This is a genomic window from Novosphingobium sp. ES2-1, from assembly GCF_015169775.1.
Taxonomy (GTDB): Bacteria; Pseudomonadota; Alphaproteobacteria; order Sphingomonadales; family Sphingomonadaceae; genus Novosphingobium; species Novosphingobium subterraneum.
The window spans coordinates 616,490-635,233 of sequence record NZ_CP063445.1; the positions used below are offsets into that span (position 1 = coordinate 616,490).

The 18,744-nt window shown below is 60.9% G+C and carries 15 protein-coding genes; 6 read left to right on the forward strand and 9 right to left on the reverse strand.

The genetic code is table 11. The annotated features are described in order from the left end of the window. The first annotated feature begins 6 nt into the window (after positions 1-6). Positions 7-1,539 (forward strand): DUF4139 domain-containing protein, encoded by a 1,533-nt coding sequence (locus tag IM701_RS03015; RefSeq protein WP_230487773.1) that lies wholly within the window; start codon positions 7-9, stop codon positions 1,537-1,539. 83 nt (positions 1,540-1,622) lie between these two features. Next, complete coding sequence (locus tag IM701_RS03020; protein ID WP_193827745.1) at positions 1,623-2,258, forward strand: SCO family protein; 636 nt, start codon at positions 1,623-1,625, stop codon at positions 2,256-2,258. Positions 2,259-2,330: 72 nt separating this feature from the next. Here IM701_RS03020 and IM701_RS03025 read toward each other — a convergent pair whose 3' ends face one another. After that, positions 2,331-3,362: a winged helix DNA-binding protein gene (locus IM701_RS03025; RefSeq protein ID WP_193827746.1), complete on the reverse strand. Its 1,032-nt coding sequence runs from the start codon at positions 3,360-3,362 to the stop codon at positions 2,331-2,333. Between the two features lie 335 nt (positions 3,363-3,697). Between IM701_RS03025 and IM701_RS03030 the strand changes: the two genes are divergently transcribed. Beyond that, the gene (locus tag IM701_RS03030; RefSeq protein ID WP_230487774.1) at positions 3,698-4,909 is read left to right on the forward strand and encodes a surface lipoprotein assembly modifier; all 1,212 of its coding nucleotides are present in this window, start codon (positions 3,698-3,700) and stop codon (positions 4,907-4,909) included. A 25-nt stretch (positions 4,910-4,934) separates the two neighbouring features. After that, entirely contained in the window at positions 4,935-7,532 is a 2,598-nt protein-coding gene (locus IM701_RS21800; protein ID WP_230487775.1) for a transferrin-binding protein-like solute binding protein, read from the forward strand. A gap of 46 nt (positions 7,533-7,578) precedes the next feature. Here IM701_RS21800 and IM701_RS03040 read toward each other — a convergent pair whose 3' ends face one another. The 3 genes from IM701_RS03040 to IM701_RS03050 all read right to left on the reverse strand — a co-directional run bounded on the left by IM701_RS03040 (position 7,579) and on the right by IM701_RS03050 (position 11,009). Then, positions 7,579-8,868 carry an adenylosuccinate synthase gene (locus tag IM701_RS03040; protein WP_039332593.1) on the reverse strand — a complete coding sequence of 430 codons (1,290 nt, stop codon included), beginning with the start codon at positions 8,866-8,868 and terminating at the stop codon, positions 7,579-7,581. Positions 8,869-9,124: 256 nt separating this feature from the next. Further along, positions 9,125-10,111, reverse strand: a complete 987-nt coding sequence (locus IM701_RS03045) for an alpha/beta hydrolase (protein WP_230487776.1) — start codon at positions 10,109-10,111, stop codon at positions 9,125-9,127. A gap of 67 nt (positions 10,112-10,178) precedes the next feature. After that, positions 10,179-11,009, reverse strand: coding sequence for a TonB-dependent receptor (locus tag IM701_RS03050; protein WP_193827747.1), 831 nt, complete (start codon positions 11,007-11,009; stop codon positions 10,179-10,181). On the opposite strand from IM701_RS03050, the gene IM701_RS03055 reads away from it, so the two are divergent. Further along, complete coding sequence (locus IM701_RS03055; RefSeq protein WP_193827748.1) at positions 10,979-12,076, forward strand: alpha/beta hydrolase fold domain-containing protein; 1,098 nt, start codon at positions 10,979-10,981, stop codon at positions 12,074-12,076. The two genes, IM701_RS03050 and IM701_RS03055, sit on opposite strands and share 31 nt — an antisense overlap. Before the next feature lie 177 nt (positions 12,077-12,253). On the opposite strand, the gene IM701_RS03060 is transcribed toward IM701_RS03055, so the two are convergent. The 4 genes from IM701_RS03060 to IM701_RS03075 all read right to left on the reverse strand — a co-directional run bounded on the left by IM701_RS03060 (position 12,254) and on the right by IM701_RS03075 (position 15,888). Continuing rightward, positions 12,254-13,459: an aromatic ring-hydroxylating dioxygenase subunit alpha gene (locus tag IM701_RS03060; RefSeq protein WP_193827749.1), complete on the reverse strand. Its 1,206-nt coding sequence runs from the start codon at positions 13,457-13,459 to the stop codon at positions 12,254-12,256. 127 nt (positions 13,460-13,586) lie between these two features. Then, positions 13,587-15,173 (reverse strand): FAD-binding oxidoreductase, encoded by a 1,587-nt coding sequence (locus IM701_RS03065; RefSeq protein ID WP_052242121.1) that lies wholly within the window; start codon positions 15,171-15,173, stop codon positions 13,587-13,589. 17 nt (positions 15,174-15,190) lie between these two features. Beyond that, positions 15,191-15,541 (reverse strand): cytochrome c, encoded by a 351-nt coding sequence (locus tag IM701_RS03070; RefSeq protein ID WP_062348063.1) that lies wholly within the window; start codon positions 15,539-15,541, stop codon positions 15,191-15,193. Further along, positions 15,538-15,888, reverse strand: a complete 351-nt coding sequence (locus IM701_RS03075; protein ID WP_062348066.1) for a hypothetical protein — start codon at positions 15,886-15,888, stop codon at positions 15,538-15,540. Before IM701_RS03075 ends, IM701_RS03070 begins: the two co-directional genes overlap by 4 nt. Positions 15,889-16,133: 245 nt before the next feature. On the opposite strand from IM701_RS03075, the gene IM701_RS03080 reads away from it, so the two are divergent. Beyond that, a complete protein-coding gene (locus IM701_RS03080) occupies positions 16,134-17,771 on the forward strand; it encodes a sigma-54-dependent Fis family transcriptional regulator (RefSeq protein WP_193827750.1) in 1,638 nt (545 codons plus the stop codon). A 97-nt stretch (positions 17,772-17,868) separates the two neighbouring features. Here IM701_RS03080 and IM701_RS03085 read toward each other — a convergent pair whose 3' ends face one another. Then, on the reverse strand, positions 17,869-18,738 hold the full coding sequence (locus IM701_RS03085; protein WP_193827751.1) for a tyrosine-protein phosphatase: 870 nt from the start codon (positions 18,736-18,738) through the stop codon (positions 17,869-17,871). Positions 18,739-18,744: the final 6 nt, after the last annotated feature.

Here is an 18,744-nt window from a genome sequence, read left to right on the forward strand (position 1 = left end):
GCGCCGGTGCGCCGCCTTGCCATCGTGGCCCTGATGCTGAGCGCGGCACCAGCGCTGGGACAGGGGATTGTCACATCGCCCGGGTCCGACAGCGTCTCGGTCAGCATCTATCGCGCGCCCGACCGGGACAGCGACGAGGCGATGGATCTCGATTGGCTCGAAGGCTATGCACTCGTTACCGAGAAGCGCACCGTGGATATCCCTGCGGGCAAGGCCACCGTGCGCTTCGAAGGCGTGGCGGCGGGGTTGTTCCCGGAAAGCGCGATCGTCACCGGACTGCCTTCGGGCGTGCGGGAGAAGAACCTTGATGCAGACCTGCTTTCGCCGCGCAGCCTCTACGCGCGCATGTTTGGCCGGCCGGTGATCTTGCGGCGAACCGACCTTGCGACCGACACGGTCCGCGAAGAGCGCGCGGTGATCCGCTCTGGCCCTGATGGGGCTGCCATCGTGCAGACGGCAGCGGGCTTCGAGGTTGCCAACTGCGGCGGCCTCGAGGACGAAATACTCTATCCCGAAGCACCAAGGGACCTGTCTGCGAAGCCGACGCTTTCAATCGAAACGGATAGCCAGGTGGCGCACAAGGCAACGCTGTCCTTGTCCTACCTCGCTTGGGGTTTCGATTGGCAATCCAACTACGTCGTGCGAATGAACGCGGATGGCCAGACGGCCGATGTCTCGGCGTGGGTAACCCTGGCCAGCAGCGATTCCATGAGTTTTGCCGATGCGGAGACTGCGGTGATCGCAGGCAAGGTCAACCGCGAGGACAGCTCCCAAGGGGAAAAGCCCTCGGGCGGGGAACTGGAACTGACCTGTTCGCTGTCGCAGCTGGCACCACCGCCCCCGCCTGCACCGCCGCCTCCGCCTATGGTCATGCCCGCGCCAGCGATGGAAATGGCCGACATCGTGGTCACGGCTCAGCGTGTGGGTCCGTTGAATGCGCCCGTCACCGTGCAGCAGGAGGGCCTTGGCGATCTCAAGCTGTACCGGGTGCCAGTGCCGGTTACCGTGGCGGCCAATGCGCAGAAGCAGGTCGCGTTGGCGCAGAAGCATGACGTGAAGATGGAGGCACTCTATCGTGCGGATGTCTCCGAAGACAGGGTCGGAGAGGTGCGCCAGATGTTGCGCACGCGCAACCGCAAGGAAGACGGGTTGGGCCTGCCGTTGCCGGGTGGGCCGGTAACGGTGTTCGAACCGGTTCGCTCTGGCCCGGATCAAGGGGCAATGCTTTTGGCCGGGGAGGGTGGGCTTCCAGACCGCGCGGTGGGGGAGGACGTCGAGATCGTGCTTGGAGAGGCGACGCAGATTGCGGCCAGCGTCCGGCAGATCGCTTCTGACGACGTATCGCGTACGGTGGCATTGGACGTGAGCAATGCTCGGCCGGTTCCTGTGCGCTTCGAGGCCCGGATTTTCTCAGGTGGGAGAATGGAGGGTATCTCGCAGCGACGTCTTGTGCGCAGGGACGGACGGACGATCTGGTCGGTCGTGATACCTGCGCGCGGCAAGGCCAGTCTGACGTACAGGATTGTTAATTCTGACTAAAAACCGACACTTATCCTTCCGAAGAGATTTTCACCTGCTATCTCGGCGGCATGACCATGCAGAGCGACTTCCGGCGATCGTTCATGGATCGTAAGCTGCGGCTGATTGTCGTGCTTCTGCTATTGCTTGGCGCGGCGGGGTATCTGTGGTGGGCTGCGCGGCCGGAGAGGCGATACGAACAGTCAGGTGTTGCTGAAGACGGCAACTATCGGCTCGTCGCGCAGGACGGATCACTATTTCAGCGGTCCAGCCTAAAGGGGCATCCGTACATTACATACTTCGGCTATGCATCCTGTCCCGACAGATGCCCGGCGATGCTTGCTCGGCTTTCGCGCATCCGAGCCCGGATGGGGTGGACGCATGAAGACCTGCCGATCGTGTTCATCACCGTAGATCCCGCGCGGGACACTCCGGAACGCCTTGATGCCTTTGTCAAAAGCCTTGGGGAGAATATCATCGCGCTGACAGGCGAACCGCAAGTCATAAACCGCATTACGGACAATGCTGGTGTCTTCGTGAAGATCATTCCGCAGTCCGGCGACAACTACCGCATCGAGCATACGACGAAGGCGTTCCTCTACAACGTGGACGGCGATTTTTGGGATACGGTCAGTCCGCAGGAAGCCGACGCCCGGATCGAAGCCAAATTGCGTGACGCCGCAGTAAGCCCACCGCCGAAAACCGAAATGTCTCACGCCACCTTGGACAGGCGTCGATAACTCTATCTCGTTGTCGGGCTGCGGAGCGACTGGCTTTGTCTCTCGCGGTTGCCGAACTTGAGTTGCTGGTTGTCAGAGCGGTGGCACGGCCGCCTCGATTTCCGCAAAGTAGTGCGCCATTGCGTCAGCCGCTTTGTCCGAAAGGGCGATGAACGCGCGGCGGCGATCCGTAGCATCCTCCGCCCGGCAAAGAAGCTCGGCCTCGGTCAACTGGCCGATCCACCGCAGCGCAGTTGTCGGCGGAACGCCCGATGCAATGCACAGAGATGTGACGGAAACCCTTTTGTGTTCGGCCCGCGCCGCCGTGAGATCGAGCAGCATGTCCCATGCTGGGTCAGCGAACAGATCGCCTTCGAAGAAGCGGGCGCGCAACTGGCGCTGGCGTATGATCTTGCGGACAAGGCGAGGGTCGGGCAGCGAGGGGCGAGTACCTCGCGCGATACGCACGCCGGCACAGTCACGCTCTCCGGTCGCATCAAAAGCGAAGGCGGAGGCCTGGACGTGATCAGTCGCCGCCGATGAGCCAGACAGCGTTTCCAGGCGATTGGCGATTTCGCTTACCTGCTGGGTCAAGCGAAGCAAGGACATGCGATCGGTGTCCGACAGCTCACGAACTCGGCCTCCCTTGGCCGAGAGCGTAGGAGAGGCGAGGACGTGGCCGAGCGCGATGACCCGGTCCGACCGAGATGGATTGACGAGGATCTGCGCACCGGACTGATCAAGGCAACCGAATACATCATCCAGTGCCCCCACGCTCGTCGAAACGATCAACTGGCTACCTGTGCGGGCAGCACGTTCATCCAGCGAGACAAGTGCTGCAATGTCGGCACCTTCGAGGAGCGGGCAATCGACCAGTACCAGATCGCCCAAGGTCTGCTCTGCACGCGCATCGAGCAATTGCGTCAGCTCGCCCGTGCCGCAGACGCGCAACCCTGCAGCCGATGCATCTTCGGCCATCTCCATGCGCAGATAACTACGATCGGCGAAGATTGACACGGCAAGAGGCGCGGAAGGGCTGAGCCACGCTGCCTGCTCGTCGGCGAAAGGAGGGACGTCAAAATCTGTTGCAGCAAAGTTTGGTGCGAAGGCTTGGACCAGCGTCATTGCAATGTTCCCTCAGTACTTGCCCTAAGTGCGAACATGAGTGGAACATATGTGGATCAGGTCAAGATCGTTTATCTCGATTCTGGATATAGTTTCGCGGTGACCCGGAGGCAGGTGAATATGGCCTCGGTTGAAACGACGTCTTTTCCGCGCTTGATAACTGCTGATTTGTTCGCAATATCGGATCGGTGTTCTTACTGCAAACTGCCTCCATTTCGGATGTTCCAGCGCAACTAGTGCAGTCTCAGCGATTTCTCATTGAAACAGCACATGAAAATGCCAAGCAGGACGAATCGGCGCCCAGCTTGCAGCTGACAGCGGCGCAACTTTTCCAATTGGCCGATTCTGCTCGCGATGCTGGCGATTACGCCACGGCAGAGACGGCCTATCGCGCCTTGGCGGGCAACCCAGATATCGAGTTGCGGAGCGAAGCAAGGTTTCGCCTGGCGATGATGCTTGCCGACCAGATGAAGCGAACGCGCGATGCTGCGGTCGAACTGCGTCGCATCCTCGACGAAAAGCCGGATGCCGCGCGGGTGCGACTTGAGCTGGCCCGGATGGACGCGATGATGGGGCGACTTGGCGCCGCCGAGCGTGAAATGCGTGCCGCCCAAGCCAATGGCCAACTTCCGGCAGACGTCGAGCGTGCCGTGCGTTTCTACGCTGCGGCGCTTGCTGCGGCAAAACCCCTTGGCGGCAGCCTGGAGCTTGCGCTTGCGCCAGACAGCAACATCAATCGCGCAACAAGGGCAGACACGCTAGGCACTGTCATAGGCGACTTTACCCTAAGCGACGACGCCAAAGCCAAGTCCGGCCTGGGGCTTGCGGCGCGCGCGCAGGGGTATCTCCGCGTGCCGCTTAGCGCCGGAGCCCGTCTGCTCGCGCGGGTATCAGGCAGCGCTGACTTCTATCGCTCCGGACAGTTCGACGATTATGCGCTGGCCGTGCAATTCGGACCAGAGTTCCAGTCCGGTGCAGACCGGATCACTTTCTCAGGAGGCCCGTCCTGGCGCTGGTACGGCCAAGCGGCGTTCAGCCAAGGATGGGGGGGCACTGCGGTTTTCCAGCACCCCTTGGGCAAGCGATCGCAGGTGCGTGCCGAAGCGGCTGTCTCGCGCCTCGACAATCGCCGCAACGACTTGCAGGATTCAACCATTTATGCCGGCACGCTCGGGATCGATCGTGCCTTCAGCGCGCGCTTTGGCGGCGGGATGCAATTGCGGATGAGCCGCACCTCGGCGCGCGATCCGGGTTGGTCGGATTGGACCGGCGGGACATCGGCGTATGTGTTCAGGGAACTGGGCAGGACGACGGTCGTGATGGACGGAAGCTACTCGCGCCTGGAGGCCGATGAGCGCCTGTTCCTCTATCCGAGAAAGCGTGTGGATGACCGGTTCAGCCTCGGGCTTTCGGCAACGTTCCGCGCCATCCAGTGGAAGGGCATCGCACCTTTCCTGCGCCTCAGGATAGAGCGGAACCGTTCGACGGTGGGCATTTTCGATTTTGATCGGCGCGCGGCGGAATTTGGCCTGACGTCGGCATTCTAGCGTAAGGAAAAAGGGGAGAGGGGCAATGACCAGACATGACCGCAGGGCGGCGACAGCGTCTGCCTTGACCATTGCATTGATGCTGGCAGCGTGCGGCGGTGGCGGCAATGGCGTCAGCAGCACTCCGGTGCCTACACCTACGCCTACACCCACGCCTACACCCACGCCTACGCCTACGCCGACACCCACGCCCACACCGACACCGACACCGACAGCAAACACGAGCCTGGTCGCGCCGCTTGTCAGCGAAAGTTTCAAGAACGTGGCATCTGTCGGAACTGTAAGTGTTCCGACCAATGGCGCCGCCGTCAGCACCTCGGCTTCAGCCTTGGTGCTCACGGTCTCCTACAATGCCACTAACCGCTCCTGGACTGTCTCGGACGGCACGCGCAGCCGCACTTTCGGTCCAGGCGACATCGACGCGACGCAATCGAACAGCGCTATCACGACCTACAAGTTCGTTTCGGGCAATACGACCGAGTTCCTCTCGTTGACCACGACAGGCACAGCCGCAGGTCAGACCCGTTTCGTGGGGGCAGGGATCTGGCAGCGCCAGGTCAATGGAAGCACCACGATCGATGGGCGCATTTCCTCCTTCGCCTATGGGGTACAGACGCCGAACGGAACGCTGCCGAGGACGGGCGCGGCCAGCTTCGATGTAAAGCTGCTGGGCGCGCGGACGTTCAGCACGAACATTTATGCGCTGGGAGGGACAGGCAAGCTTTCGGTCGATTTCCTGTCCGGCGGCATTGCCGGAAGCGGCTTCTACGACGAGACCGATGTTCAGACCAATGTCACCGCGCGGGGCTATAACTGGAACGCCTTTGCGCTGCTGTCCAAGAGCGCGAACAGTTTTCTTGGCCAGTTGACCTTGGGCAGCGCCGGAACGGGTGAGTTGCACGGGGCTTTCTTCGGCCCCAACGCCGAGGAAGTTGGGGCGGCCTTCTCGCAAAACCCCAACTCGGACGTCGCCGCAACCGGTGTGATCTACGGCGCTCGCGGCACGACACCGGTCAATACCTCGACCAGCCTTGCCAGCCCTTCCACCGACCAGTTCTATCAACCGTTGAGCGCCTCCGTGAAGGGCACCCTTGATGGAGCAGGCTATCTTTCAGCAGTGGGCGCCGGCAGCGGGCTTGCGTCTGTGCATCAGGGTGAGAATGGATCGCCACTGGTGTTTTACGGTTCTGATGCCCGGATCATGTGGCAGCCGACAAAGGCGGGACAGGTCGGGCTGACGTATGACTTCTACACAAGCAGCGACTACCTGCGCGCAGGCATTCTGACCGACCGGCGATCGAGCATCGGCCAGATAGATGCGTTCGTTTATGGTTTCGCGACGGCCAATTCCTCAACCCCGCGAACAGGGACGGCTGCCTTCAACGTTTCCCTCAATGGCGGGATACTGGCCAACGGGTCGAAGATCAGTGGCGTGAACGGCAATGGCAGTTTCAACGTCAACTTCCAGACTGGCGCCGTTTCGACGCTTGGAGCCTATACTGTTGGCAATGCCATTCCGGGCACCTCGGCGGGCCTGCCGGGAGCCCAATCGGATGCAGGCAACTGGAGCGGAAACGCGACGCTTTCATCAAGCGCCAATGCGTTCAATGGTAACATCACCTTCGATGGTACGACCGATTACAACGGCACGCTGACCGGCAAGTTCTTCGGTCCGGCTGCGGAGCAGATCGGGGCGGTGGTTCAGGCTAACAGTTCCGGCGGTGCCGTCATGGCAGCTACGCTTGCAGGCGGACGCGGTTCGGACAGCACCGCTTCCCAGAGCGGACTTGCCGGCCTCACGACGACTACTGTGCTGAATGGCAACGATTCCCAGTACTATGTCGTCAACGGTCTCAGCCCGGCGGAGCAGGCGCTTCTCGATACCAATGTCGAGGTTACCTACAACCCGACGAACAAGTCATATGTTCTCACGTCGAAGACGACTGGCACGAACTTCGGCAACGCCGTGCAGCTGTCGCAGACGCTGGCGGCGGCGGACTATAAGGCGGCGGAAAGCACCAGCACCTTCGATGTGTATCGCGGTGCCGATTACACGGCGCGGGTGTTCAAGTTCGGTAGCGGCAACCCCTCGATTGCCCTGACTTACACCAGTTTTGCCGAAGTGGTGCGAACCGACACGGTAGACGGACGCCAGGTGGCGACCCACTACTATGTGCCGTTCGGCGGCCTGACGCCAAGCTTCCAGATCCCGCGAACGGGCTCGGCAAGCTATTCCGGGGTAGTCTACGGTTATGGCCGGAACGGTGCGACGCAGCGCGAGGCTTCGCTTTCGGGGACCAGCACCTTCACGGCAGACTTCGCCGCAGGCACTGGCAGCGCCGTCCTCGCGTTGACGGCGACAGATGTCGGCAATAACGCGACGTCGAGCCTCGGCAACTTTACTTACAGTGGATCGCTTGCGGGCAATTGTCCGGGTTGCGGCTTTGGCAACACGTTCTCCCTCAGGGGAACCGGCACCGACGTGCTCAGCACCAGCTTCCTCAACGGCATGTTCTTTGGAGCCAACGCTGCCGAATGGGGCGGCTCGTTCCTCCTGCAGCTGAATCCGCCGGGCGGACAGCAATCGATCTATTCAGGTGTGACCGTCGGCAAGAAGAACTAAAGCTTTGCAGCCTCACCATCCGCCCGGATGGTGAGGCTGCAGGTGTTCAATCGACGAAGGGATCGCGCACAAGGATCGTGTCCTCGCGCTCCGGGCTGGTGCTGACAAGGGCAACCGGCGTTTCGATCAATTCCTGCACGCGCTGGATGTACTTGATCGCCTGGGCGGGCAAGTCAGCCCACGAACGCGCGCCAGCAGTGGTGCCATCCCAGCCGTCCATCTCTTCGTAGATGGGCTCAACCTCAGCCTGATCGGCGGCGTGGGCCGGGAAGTAGTCCAGCACCTTTCCGCGCAGGCGGTAGCCGGTGCAGATCTTCACCTTCTCGAAACCGTCCAGCACGTCAAGCTTGGTGAGAGCAATCCCAGTCACGCCAGAGATGGCGCAGGACTGACGCACCAGCACCGCGTCAAACCAGCCGCAGCGGCGCTTGCGCCCCGTAACCGTGCCGAATTCGTGGCCACGCTCGCCAAGGCGCTGGCCGACTTCGTCCTCAAGCTCGGTAGGGAACGGCCCGGAGCCGACGCGGGTGGTGTAGGCCTTGACGATACCAAGCACGAAACCTGTCTGCGAAGGGCCAAGACCCGAACCGGACGCGGCGGTGCCCGAGACGGTGTTGGACGAGGTGACGAACGGATAAGTGCCGTGGTCAACGTCGAGCAAGACGCCCTGCGCGCCCTCGAACAGGATGCGCGCGCCGGCCTTGCGGACGGTGTTGAGGCGCTTCCAGACCGGCTGGGCGAACTGCAGGACGTACGGCGCTATCTCGCGCAATTCGGCGATCAGTGCGGCGCGATCGACCGGCGGCTGTCCAAAGCCTGCACGCAGCGCATCATGATGCGCGCAGAGGCGATCGAGTTGGACATCGAGCGCATCGAGATGGGCAAGGTCGCACACGCGGATCGCGCGGCGGCCGACCTTGTCTTCATAGGCAGGGCCGATGCCGCGGCCCGTGGTGCCGATCTTGCCTGAGCCGGCCGCCTGTTCGCGCAGACCATCAAGGTCGCGGTGCAGGGGGAGAATCAGGGGGCAATTGTCGGCAATGGCGAAGTTTTCGGCATTGATCTCGACGCCCTGCGCGGTCAGCTTTTCGATCTCGGCCTTCAGCGCCCACGGATCGAGGACCACACCGTTGCCGATGATCGAGAGCGTGCCAGTGACAATGCCCGAGGGTAGCAGAGAAAGCTTGTAGACCTGTTCGCCGACAACGAGGGTGTGGCCGGCGTTATGCCCACCCTGGAAGCGGACAACGGCATCGGCACGGCTGGCCAGCCAGTCAACGATCTTGCCTTTGCCTTCGTCGCCCCATTGGGCGCCGATAACGGTTACATTGGCCATGAATACACTCCTCCACCCTGCCCGGGTGGATCCTCAAGACGCCCTTCGACAGGACTCGGCGAAACGGGATGGATGAGCGGGGCAAGACCCCGGTTTTCGGTGCGCGCCCTAGTGGCATAGGCAACCCAAAGTCAAGGGCGCCGCGAACTGGGCTGGTGAGATGGAAGGTCTCCTCGGCTTGCCGACAGCAGCTCTGACCTATCGCGGGGAGACCGGGTTGCCTTGCTGCAACTGTCGGCCAAGCCAAGGCCTGTTGTCAGGACGGTGCCATGTGGCGGGCAATGAAGGCACTCAAAAGTTGGGGCCACTGTCCCGCCGGCGCATTGGATGGGCCGATGCCGAAACCATGCCCCCCTTCTTCGAACAGATGAATTTCAACCGGACGCCTGGCGCGCTGCATCGCATCGAGGAACAGCAGGGAATTCTGGGATGGCACTGGCACGTCATCAAGAGCGTGCACGAGGAAGGTTGGGGGCGTGTTTGCACCGATACGGCGTGCAGGAGAGCGGCGCTCAATTGCCTCAGCAGTCGGATTTGGGCCGAGCAACATTTCAACCGACTGCTGATGCGTGTAGGGCGGTTCGGTGCTTATAACCGGGTAGATCAGAGCGGCGAGGCTGGGCAGCGGATCCAACTGGTCCGCCGCATCGCGCCCATCATAGCAGCCGTCCCTGCCGGCGGTGATCAACGATGCAGCAAGATGACCACCTGCAGAAAATCCGATCACGGAAATCCTGTCGGGATCGATGGAGAATTGTCCTGCCCGACTCTTGATCAAGCGCATCGCCCGCTGTGCGTCCTGCAATGGCACATCGGCGCGATTCGCCCAGCCTTCGCCAGGAAGGCGGTAAACTAGCACGAATACGGTGTAGCCCAGTTCAGTGAAGGTACGCGCAACGTCCGTGCCTTCATTGCGGATCGAGACGAACGTGTAGGCTCCGCCCGGGATCGTCAGTATAGCCTGCCCGTTGCTCCTTTTTGGACGGAACACGCGCATCTCCGGTCGGGCGACCCCTGTAATGAAAGTGGGGTCGAGTGTGATTGATGGCTTGGGCGCTGTACGCGGGCTTCCGGGCAGCAGGCCGTCCCACAAGGTGATCGACGGCGCTCCGATCCATTCGGCCGGAAGCGGTCCGGCTCCTTGCGGAATCTTCAGCGCTTCCCTTGCGGCGCTGACAGGTAAAGTCATCAGAAAAAGCCCACTTCCCAGCAGCATTTGCCTGCGATCGACCGGCATACGCATGACCTTCTCCGGCATGCGTGGCCGGAGATCATCGCTCCGGCCACGGCGCTTCCTGTTGTCAATGCGATCAATACTTGAAGCCGACGCGCAAGCCATAGGTTTGCGGCATGGCATAGCTGGCCGTCGTCGAACTCCAAACGGGAACGACGGTTGTGGGGATGCGACGGTCCTCGACGTTGTTCATGAACACGTTGAGGTAGGCATGCCCCGAAGGTTCGTCGAACTGCAGGTTGAGATCGGTCTTCGTGTAACCTGCAATCCGGCCCTGGATGGCGTTGTCCACGCTGGCGAATGTTGCCGTCTGCGCGAAGAAGTCGACTGCCGGAGTGATCTTCCAGCCAGAAGCGGTTTCGAACTCGTGAGCATAGCTGAAGCGCCCGCTGAAGCGTGGTGCAAAAGGCAGCCGATTGCCCGAGTAATCGGCAACTGCCGGCGCAATCGGCGCAAAGCCCAGGATCGGCGCGAAGATGTTGTAGATCGTATCGGCTGAGCGCAGATTGTCAGGTGCGTTGGCAAATCGCAGGAACTTGGTATCCAGCCAAGAGAAGTAGGCCGTGAACCGATCTGCCGGGGTGGGGCGGAAGCTTGTTTCCAGCTCGATGCCACGAATGCGCGCTCGGGCCGCATTGGTCGTAACCGGTATCGGGCCTTGCACCGGATCGACGATAATCGACGACACCTGCAGGTCCTTGTAGTTCATCTGATAGGCCGTGGCGCCAAGGAACAGGCGGCCACCCATCAGGTTGGCGCGCAGACCCAGCTCGAAATTGTCGACGGTTTCAGGCGCATAGCTTCGGAAGTTCGCCGGATTGGAACTCGGCTGCAGGCCACCCCCGCGATCCGCTCCAGCTAAGAGAGGGTAAAGCGATGTCGGTGTTGAAGCGAATTGTGGCGTCATTGGTCGCACTGGCACTGCTGCTCGGCCCCGTCGCCAAAGCCTTTGCGCAGGCCAGCATGCCCTCCGGAATCCAAGTGGATGACGATGGTACGGTCCATGCGCCCGCCATGGCGGTGCCGGTCTCTTCGATGCTGAGCGCTGAGGCCAAGGCCTATCTGACCGACCACCTCAAGGCCATGCAGGATCCGGAGCAGCTAAAGCAGGTGGCTGGCGTGCCCGTGTTCATGCAGGGATACTTGGCGAAGGCGAAGGCAACTTTCGCTCCGACCATGGTCGAGCGCCAGATCGGCGGCGTGCACGTTCTGGATTACAGCCCTCGAGAGGGCGTTTTACGCCAGAATCGCAAGCGCGTGTTGATCAATCTTCACGGTGGCGGCTTCATGGGTTGTTTCCCGGGGTGCGCAGAGCTGGAATCCATCCCTGTCACCGCAATCGGCAAAGTCCGTGTCGTATCGGTCGACTACCGCCAAGGACCTGCTCATGTCTTTCCCGCTGCCAGTGAGGACGTGGCTGCCGTATATCGCGAACTGCTCAAAACCTATCCGGCGCGCAATATCGGCATTTATGGGTGCTCTGCGGGCGGAATGCTAACCGGTATGGCTACGGCATGGTTTCAGAAGCACGGCCTGCCACGTCCGGGTGCGATCGGAGTATTCTGTGCTGGGCTAACCACTTCCGCCTTCGGCTTCGGTGGGGATGCGGACTATATGACCGCTGCCATCGGCGACGCGCGTGCTGCCCCGGTCTGGCCGACCGACGCGCAATTGCCTTGGACCGCGCTGCCTTATTTCAAGGGGGCAGATCCGAAAGATCCCACCGTTTCGCCAGGGTCCTCAGATGAAACACTGCGTCAGTTTCCACCAACGCTGATCATTTCCGGAACAAGGGGCTTTGAGCTAAGCTCTGCCGTGAAGACACATTCTCGCCTGGTTGCGCTTGGCGTCAAAGCCGATCTCCACGTTTGGGAGGGGCTCTTTCACGGGTTCTTCTACAATTCCGATATTCCCGAATCGCTTGAAGCGTACGACGTGATGCTCCGTTTTTTTGATGCCCACCTTGGTCGCTGATCTGCGCACCTGAAGGAGTCATCGTTGGCTGGGAGATCCTGCGATTTGGGCCTCCAAACAGCGTGCACCTAGTGGCTTTGATAACCCTTGTGGCTGTCACCGACGATCGGAGCGGGTGTCAGTTGTTGATGGCAGATTTCCGGGAAAGTGAGAGACGTACCGGTGAAACCGGCACCATCACGGACGCTGCATCACTTGTGCCATTGGCAGGTCCTTTGGCGAACCCGCAAATCGATCCACCCATTCATGGAAATGCTCGACACCGCCCTCATTCCGGCCAAAGCGAACCTCGCGGAGCAGGCCCGATGAGAGTACTGACTGCTGCTCGCGTGACATTGGCAGGTCCTCGGTTCCGACGACCTTACCGAGGAAGTCCGACATCGCCGTTGCATCTGCAAAGTGTTCTTCATCCGGCGGGTTCTCGTGCAAGAATATCTGCACGGTTTCGGATTCTCCTACCGTCTGGCCAGGCCAGACCTGGGACAGGATCACGCCGCGTCCGCCCTTGTAAAAGCAGTTGATCGAGACGTTCGGGAAGACGATCCATTCGCCGAACAGCAGGGAGGCGAGCGGCCATTCGCTCTCTGGCATGTCGGCGAGGCCGGCGATGTCATCCTGTTCGAGTACATGGTCCGCTTTGGTCAGCAAACCGAGGCGCTGATGCGGGCCATGATAAAAGTATTCGGCGAGATTGCTCATGCCAGAACCAAAGGTCTCGCGGTGCAATACGGGCAGATGGTAGAACTCGAGGTGGGCATCGAACGCGAGCTTCCAGTTCGCGCCGGGTAGGCTGCGGCTCTTGAAATGATGCCACGTGTCGAACCCGAACTGTGCAAGCAACTGGTCGAACCCGTTGAGGAAGGCGTCAAAATCGGGTTCGGCGGCGGGGTCGATGATGGCCCAGACAAGTCCCGCCCGCTCGGTAGTGGGGAAGGAAACGAGACGGGCGGCATCGCTGTCGATCTCGCCGAAAGACTCCCGCGCCGCAATGCCCAGCAGCGATCCATCGAGCCGGAAGCTCCATGCATGGTAGGGACAGGTCAGCCGAGCTGCGTTCCCGCATTCGCGCATGAGGCGCGCCCCACGGTGGGTACAGGCATTAAGGAACGTGCGCACCACGCCGTCCTTCCCGCGCACGATCAGCAACGGCACGCCAACCACGTCCATCACCTTGCAATCGCCCGGATTGCGCAGCTCACACGACGCTGCCAGCAGCAATGGTGCGCGTCGGAACAGGTGCTCCTTCTCACGCTTGAACCGATCCGCATCGGTGTAGATCGACGATGGCCTGCTGGTCACCTTGGGGGCACGAGTGATGCTGCCGCTGGCAAGGCGTTCGAGCATGCGCCGGGCATCTGCGACCAGGACCGATCTGACGTCCATTCCAGTTCCTCTGCGTCTTACTTTGCCGGCGCCATTGCGCTCGGGCGAGCCACGTCCAACCACGTCCCAACGAAGGACGCAGCTGGACTTTCAGTGAGTTCACGCTCTGCAAGCGGCTCGGATCTGCTCAAATCCTGATGCCGGATTTGCCAGGCGCAAGGATTCCGTTAGGATCGAGCGCCCTCTTCAACGTCTGGTCGACCTTGCGCTTGACCGGGCCGAACAGGTCGGCCGCCTGGTCCATGAAGGCCGTGTTGACGCGATAGACCGCATAGCCGCGCTTGCCGAATTCGCTGAGCAGTTTGGCGAAGCATTCATGCGCTCGGGCCATCTCGTCCGGATCCGAGCGGTTGTAGAGCACGTCGATCACATGGTGCATGTCCCGCATCCCGACGATATATTCGGCCACGTAATCAAGCCCGTATTCGCCAAGGATCTGCTTGGCGAGGCGGGTCTGTTCAACAGTTTCACTACCTTTCGCTGCAGTTACGGGGGCAAACCACATCGAGCCGCCGCCGCCGCGCCAACGATACAGGCCGAACTCCTGCAAGGTCATGTCGCCGCGCATCAACTTTGCGCGATAATCGAAGGGCTGGGTGCCGGCGGCCTGCTCTTCCGTGATGATCGTGCCCTTGCCGCTGGCTTTGATTGCGCCAGTGATGATCTGCCAGTTGACCTCGACCTGTTCCTTGGTGCCGTAAAGCGCCGCATAGACGTTCCACGCGCCGAGGCCCTCCTTTGCCTTGATCTCCTCGAGCACGCTGTCGGGCGTCACACCGTCGCCGTCGTAATACTTGCTGCGCGGCATGATCGCGGCGGCTTCCCACATGACATTTGCAAAAACCATCGCATTGGGAATGACGTTGGCGATGCGCAGGGGCCGCAGCGTCTCCACGATATCGTGGATATCCTCGTCCTTGTCGTAGCGGATGCAGAACGGTTTGTAGACCGGAGGCTTTGGCATCAGCCACATGCCCATCTTGGTGACGATACCGTAGTTGGACTGCGTGAAGATGCCGTCGAGGTAGGGGCCGTAACCCCACTTGAAGACCTGCCAGGCGCTTGTGCCCTCGACCCCGCCCATGCCGGTGCGCAGGACGTCGCCGTTGGCCAGAACAACCTCCATTCCGCACTGCATCATGAAGTGTTCGCCATAGGGCGTGTAGCCGACACCGCGGTCAACCGTATTGCCGAGAGGTCCGGCGATCGCGGAGGGAGCCGGGCAAGACAGCCACAAAGGTATGTCGTTTTCCTCGAGGTAATCCTTGAGTTGCTGGTAGGTCACCCCGGGTTCGACCAGCGCAGTGCACAGCACGGGATCCACATCGAGAATGCGGTTCATGTGCTTGAGGTCGAGCACAACCTGGCCCGCGCTTTGGGGCGCGGCCGAACCGTAGCCGAAGTTGCGCCCGGTCGAGATCGTCCAGATCGGCACCTTGAATTCGTTGCAGACCTTAAGGATCTGCTGGATCTCCGAAACTTCGCGGGCATAGAGCACTGCGGACGGACGATGCAGGTCCTCGCTCTCGGCAATCATGACCTTGGTGTAGGGCGCGATGTGGTCGGCATCGGTGATGACATTCTGTGGGCCGAGAATCGCAACGAACTTCGTGATGGCGGCGTGCATGTCGGCGGCACTGACGCCAGCGGGCAGCACGGCGGGATCTGCGGGTGCCGCTGGTTGCGCGACAGGAGCAGGCTTCTTGCTTGGCATCTAACTCTCCTTTGCTCTCAGTGCTTTGCCGCAGGCTTTGGCAGCCTGGAGGTGGAGACAAAGCGCGCGATGTCGCTGAGTGAGGCATCATCTATTGCCGAATGCGGGAATGCCGGCATCGCCAGCATGCCATTGCGCACTACGCTGACGACGTATTCCTGGGGTAGCGCGCGGCCGCGCAGTTCGGGGCCAACCCCCGTTGTGTGGCAGCGGGCGCAGGTTTGCTCCCACAGGACCTGTGGCGATGCCCATTGACCAGACTGACCGTTGCGGGCGGGCGCTGGAGGAGCGGCATCTGCCGGAAGGGCAAGGGCGACCGCGAGTGCCGCGCCGAACGTGGCACATTTGGACAGGATGCTCAGGTTCATGCGACTCCTCCTGCGGGAAGGACGACCGGACGCAGCGTTGCGCGGCGGTCAATTAAGGCGATGTCGAACAGAGCTTCATCCGCACCATCCAGGAAGAGAGCCAACTTGCGCCCTACGCTGGTGGCTAACGCGATGCGGATCTGGCCAAGACGTTGAAAGTAGTCACCAGCTAGTACCGTCGCACTCCCCTGCCAGCCGGCGGGTATGGCAGAACGCTGGGACGCGATAGCTAGGGGGCCGGACCAAGCTATGGTGGAGGCCGCTAACGGTGCTGCTGTTGCGACCCCTGCCAGTGTGCTGACGGAAATAAAGGTTCTGCGGCTTATCGCAGGCAAGGCATCGGACATGCAGTTCTCCTCTCTGTTGCCACGGGGCTGGCATCGCCGTTGAGCGCTTTTGTTGCCTATCCATCGCAATGGCCGTGCCAAGTCTGCGCTCGTCATTTCGACGCGGGCGCATCATGCTGAATTCACGAGTATATCGGTTCTTCGGGACGGCTACTGTCGCCGAGACAGGGCGAAAACTTGATGGGCAAAATGTCTGATTTCGAACAGCGCTTGTGAATCATTGTTTGAAATAATACGGTTGCTGCATGTCCGACGACCTTTTCAACCAGCTACACTTCGATCATGCGCAAGGTCATATCTGGCTCGCCGGGCGGCGAATGATGATGATCCATGCCCGCGCGTTCGGTCTCCTGCGGCACGAAGTCATCGAGGCTGTAGGTCTCGACAAGGCGCGCGGTGTGTTCACGCGGCAGGGGTACAACAGCGGCGCAATGGATGCCGAGATCGCAGCCAAGGTGAGGCCTGATGCCACGATTGAGCAGATGTTCGCCGTCGGGCCGGAACTGCACATGCTTGAAGGCATGGTCCGCACCGATCCGGTCAGCGTGAAGGTGGACACGGCGACGGGCACTTTCGCAGCGGAATACATCTGGCGCGGCTCGACCGAGTGTGAGGCGCACCTCGAACTGTTCGGGCGCGGAGCCTATCCCGCTGGATGGTCTCAGATCGGCTATGCCAGCGGATATGCCAGCGTTTTTCTCGGTCGCCCCATCCTGTTCCGCGAGGTTGAATGCGTGGCCATGGGGCACGAGTGCTGCCGCATTGTCGGCCGTCCTGCTGATGAGTGGCAGGACGGGGACGGCGATGTGCGCTACATGCGGGGGTCGCAATTGGGCGAGGTCTCGCCAGCACACTTGCCGCGCGGGAAACCAATCCTCGGGAGGCAGATCGTTGGCGCCTCCGCGGGATTCAACGTTGCCTTCGACCTGCTGGGCCATGTGGCCGATACCGATGCCGTCGTGCTGTTCTCTGGCGAAAGCGGGGTGGGCAAGGAAATCTTTGCACGTAATCTTCACGCGATGGGACGGCGTGCGGCAGGCCCGTTCATTGCCGTAAACTGCGCAGCTATTCCCGAAAATCTTCTCGAGGCCGAACTGTTCGGGGTTGAGAGGGGTGCATTTACAGGTGCAAACGTATCTAGGCCGGGACGCTTCGAACGGGCTAGTGGCGGCACCCTCTTTCTCGACGAGATCGGGACTCTTTCGCTCGCAGCCCAAGGCAAGCTTTTGCGAGCCATTCAAGAAGGCGAATTCGAACGCGTGGGGGGCACGAAGCTGCAAGAGTCCGACGTGCGTCTGGTCGCCGCGACCAACTCTGATCTGAGAGCCGCGGTGGAGGCAGGGACCTTTCGCGCGGATCTTTTCTATCGCCTTAATGTGTTTCCGATTAGGATTCCGCCACTGCGGGAGCGGCGCGCGGACCTGCCCCTGCTGATGGAACACTTCCTCGCTCTCTATGCTGAGCGGCATGGACGACGGGTAACTGGCTTCGAGGAGTCGGCGATTGCAGCCATGCTCGGCTATGATTGGCCCGGCAACATTCGCGAGTTGGAGAACGTGATCGAGCGAGGGGTGATCATGGCACGCGACGGCGAGCCCCTGCGCCAGCATCATCTGTTCAGCGGCGGAGAAATCCTTGGTCCACCTGTGTGGAGGCCTCAGGGCGGAAGTCTGCAGCCCCCTGGCTCTGACCCAGGAGCGGCTGCCGCGCTCGTCGATGCCGGGCTTGATCTTGCGACTGTCGAGAAGCAGATGATCGAAAGGGCCTTGGCCAACGCTTCAGGCAACAGGACGCGGGCGGCAAGGCAACTAGGCATTACAAGGTCGCAACTCATATACAGGCTATCTGCGGGTCGTGCGCGGGATGAAAGGAATTCGAACTGAGCGAATGTTGACTACGATATTTCTTCCAATATTGCGCCATTGGTTCACGGACTGACCGAACAGGTTTTCACTGGGCCGATTGAGCTCCCTTTTGTGTTCAGGACGAAAGAAATTTCTCTCTTAGTCCTTGGATTTCTTCTTCCGATAATCCAATGCCATCACGCGCATATTTGTCAAATGATCCATATGTTCTGTCGACTTCGAAGAATGCTGCCTCGATGTATTTGGCTTTCACTGTCAGTACAGGCTCGAGGTATGCGGGCGGTATATTGCTTTGTGAAGCTGCGACGGCTGACAGGGTTGATGCATTCTTCGCTGCAAGCCGTTCGTTGCTGAGAAGGTAATCCTGCAAAACAGTTTCGCGTGTTGCGCCTAGCAATGTCAGGATGATGGCAGTCGCCCACCCTGTGCGGTCCTTCCCGGCGGTGCAGTGAAAGATCACAGGCCTTTTCGATGATAGGATGAGCCGTATCAGGCCGGCGTAGGACTGCCGCGCGCTGGGGAGGGTAACGAACTCACGGTTTGCTGCCACAAGGAGCGCCTCTCCTTGTCCTTGCGCGATTTGCGTCATGGCAAGGCGCATGTCTCCGCCCAGTGATTCCGTGCTGTCGGCCGCGACGTCGAGGACAACGTAGTCGACGCCCGGCGGCACTCGATCCGGTTCCCTTTGCCTCTCGGTCGCAGTCCTGAGGTCAACCACCGCAGCGGGATGCAAGGCGTCAAGTGCTGCAAGATCGGCATCACCAAGGAGATTGGTCTGATCCGAACGATAGGCAATGCCTGTCCTGACTTTACCGCCGTTCTCCGTTTCGTAGCCTCCTATGTCGCGAAAGTTGGGCGCGCCGGCCAGTCGCAGCGAGGGGGCCGCCTGCTTGGCATGGGCCTGCAATGCCGGCGGCATTGGCGCGGGCGAACAACCAGTAATCAAGAGCCCGAGGGCGAATGCATTTGCCAGTCGCATTGTCATCTCCCT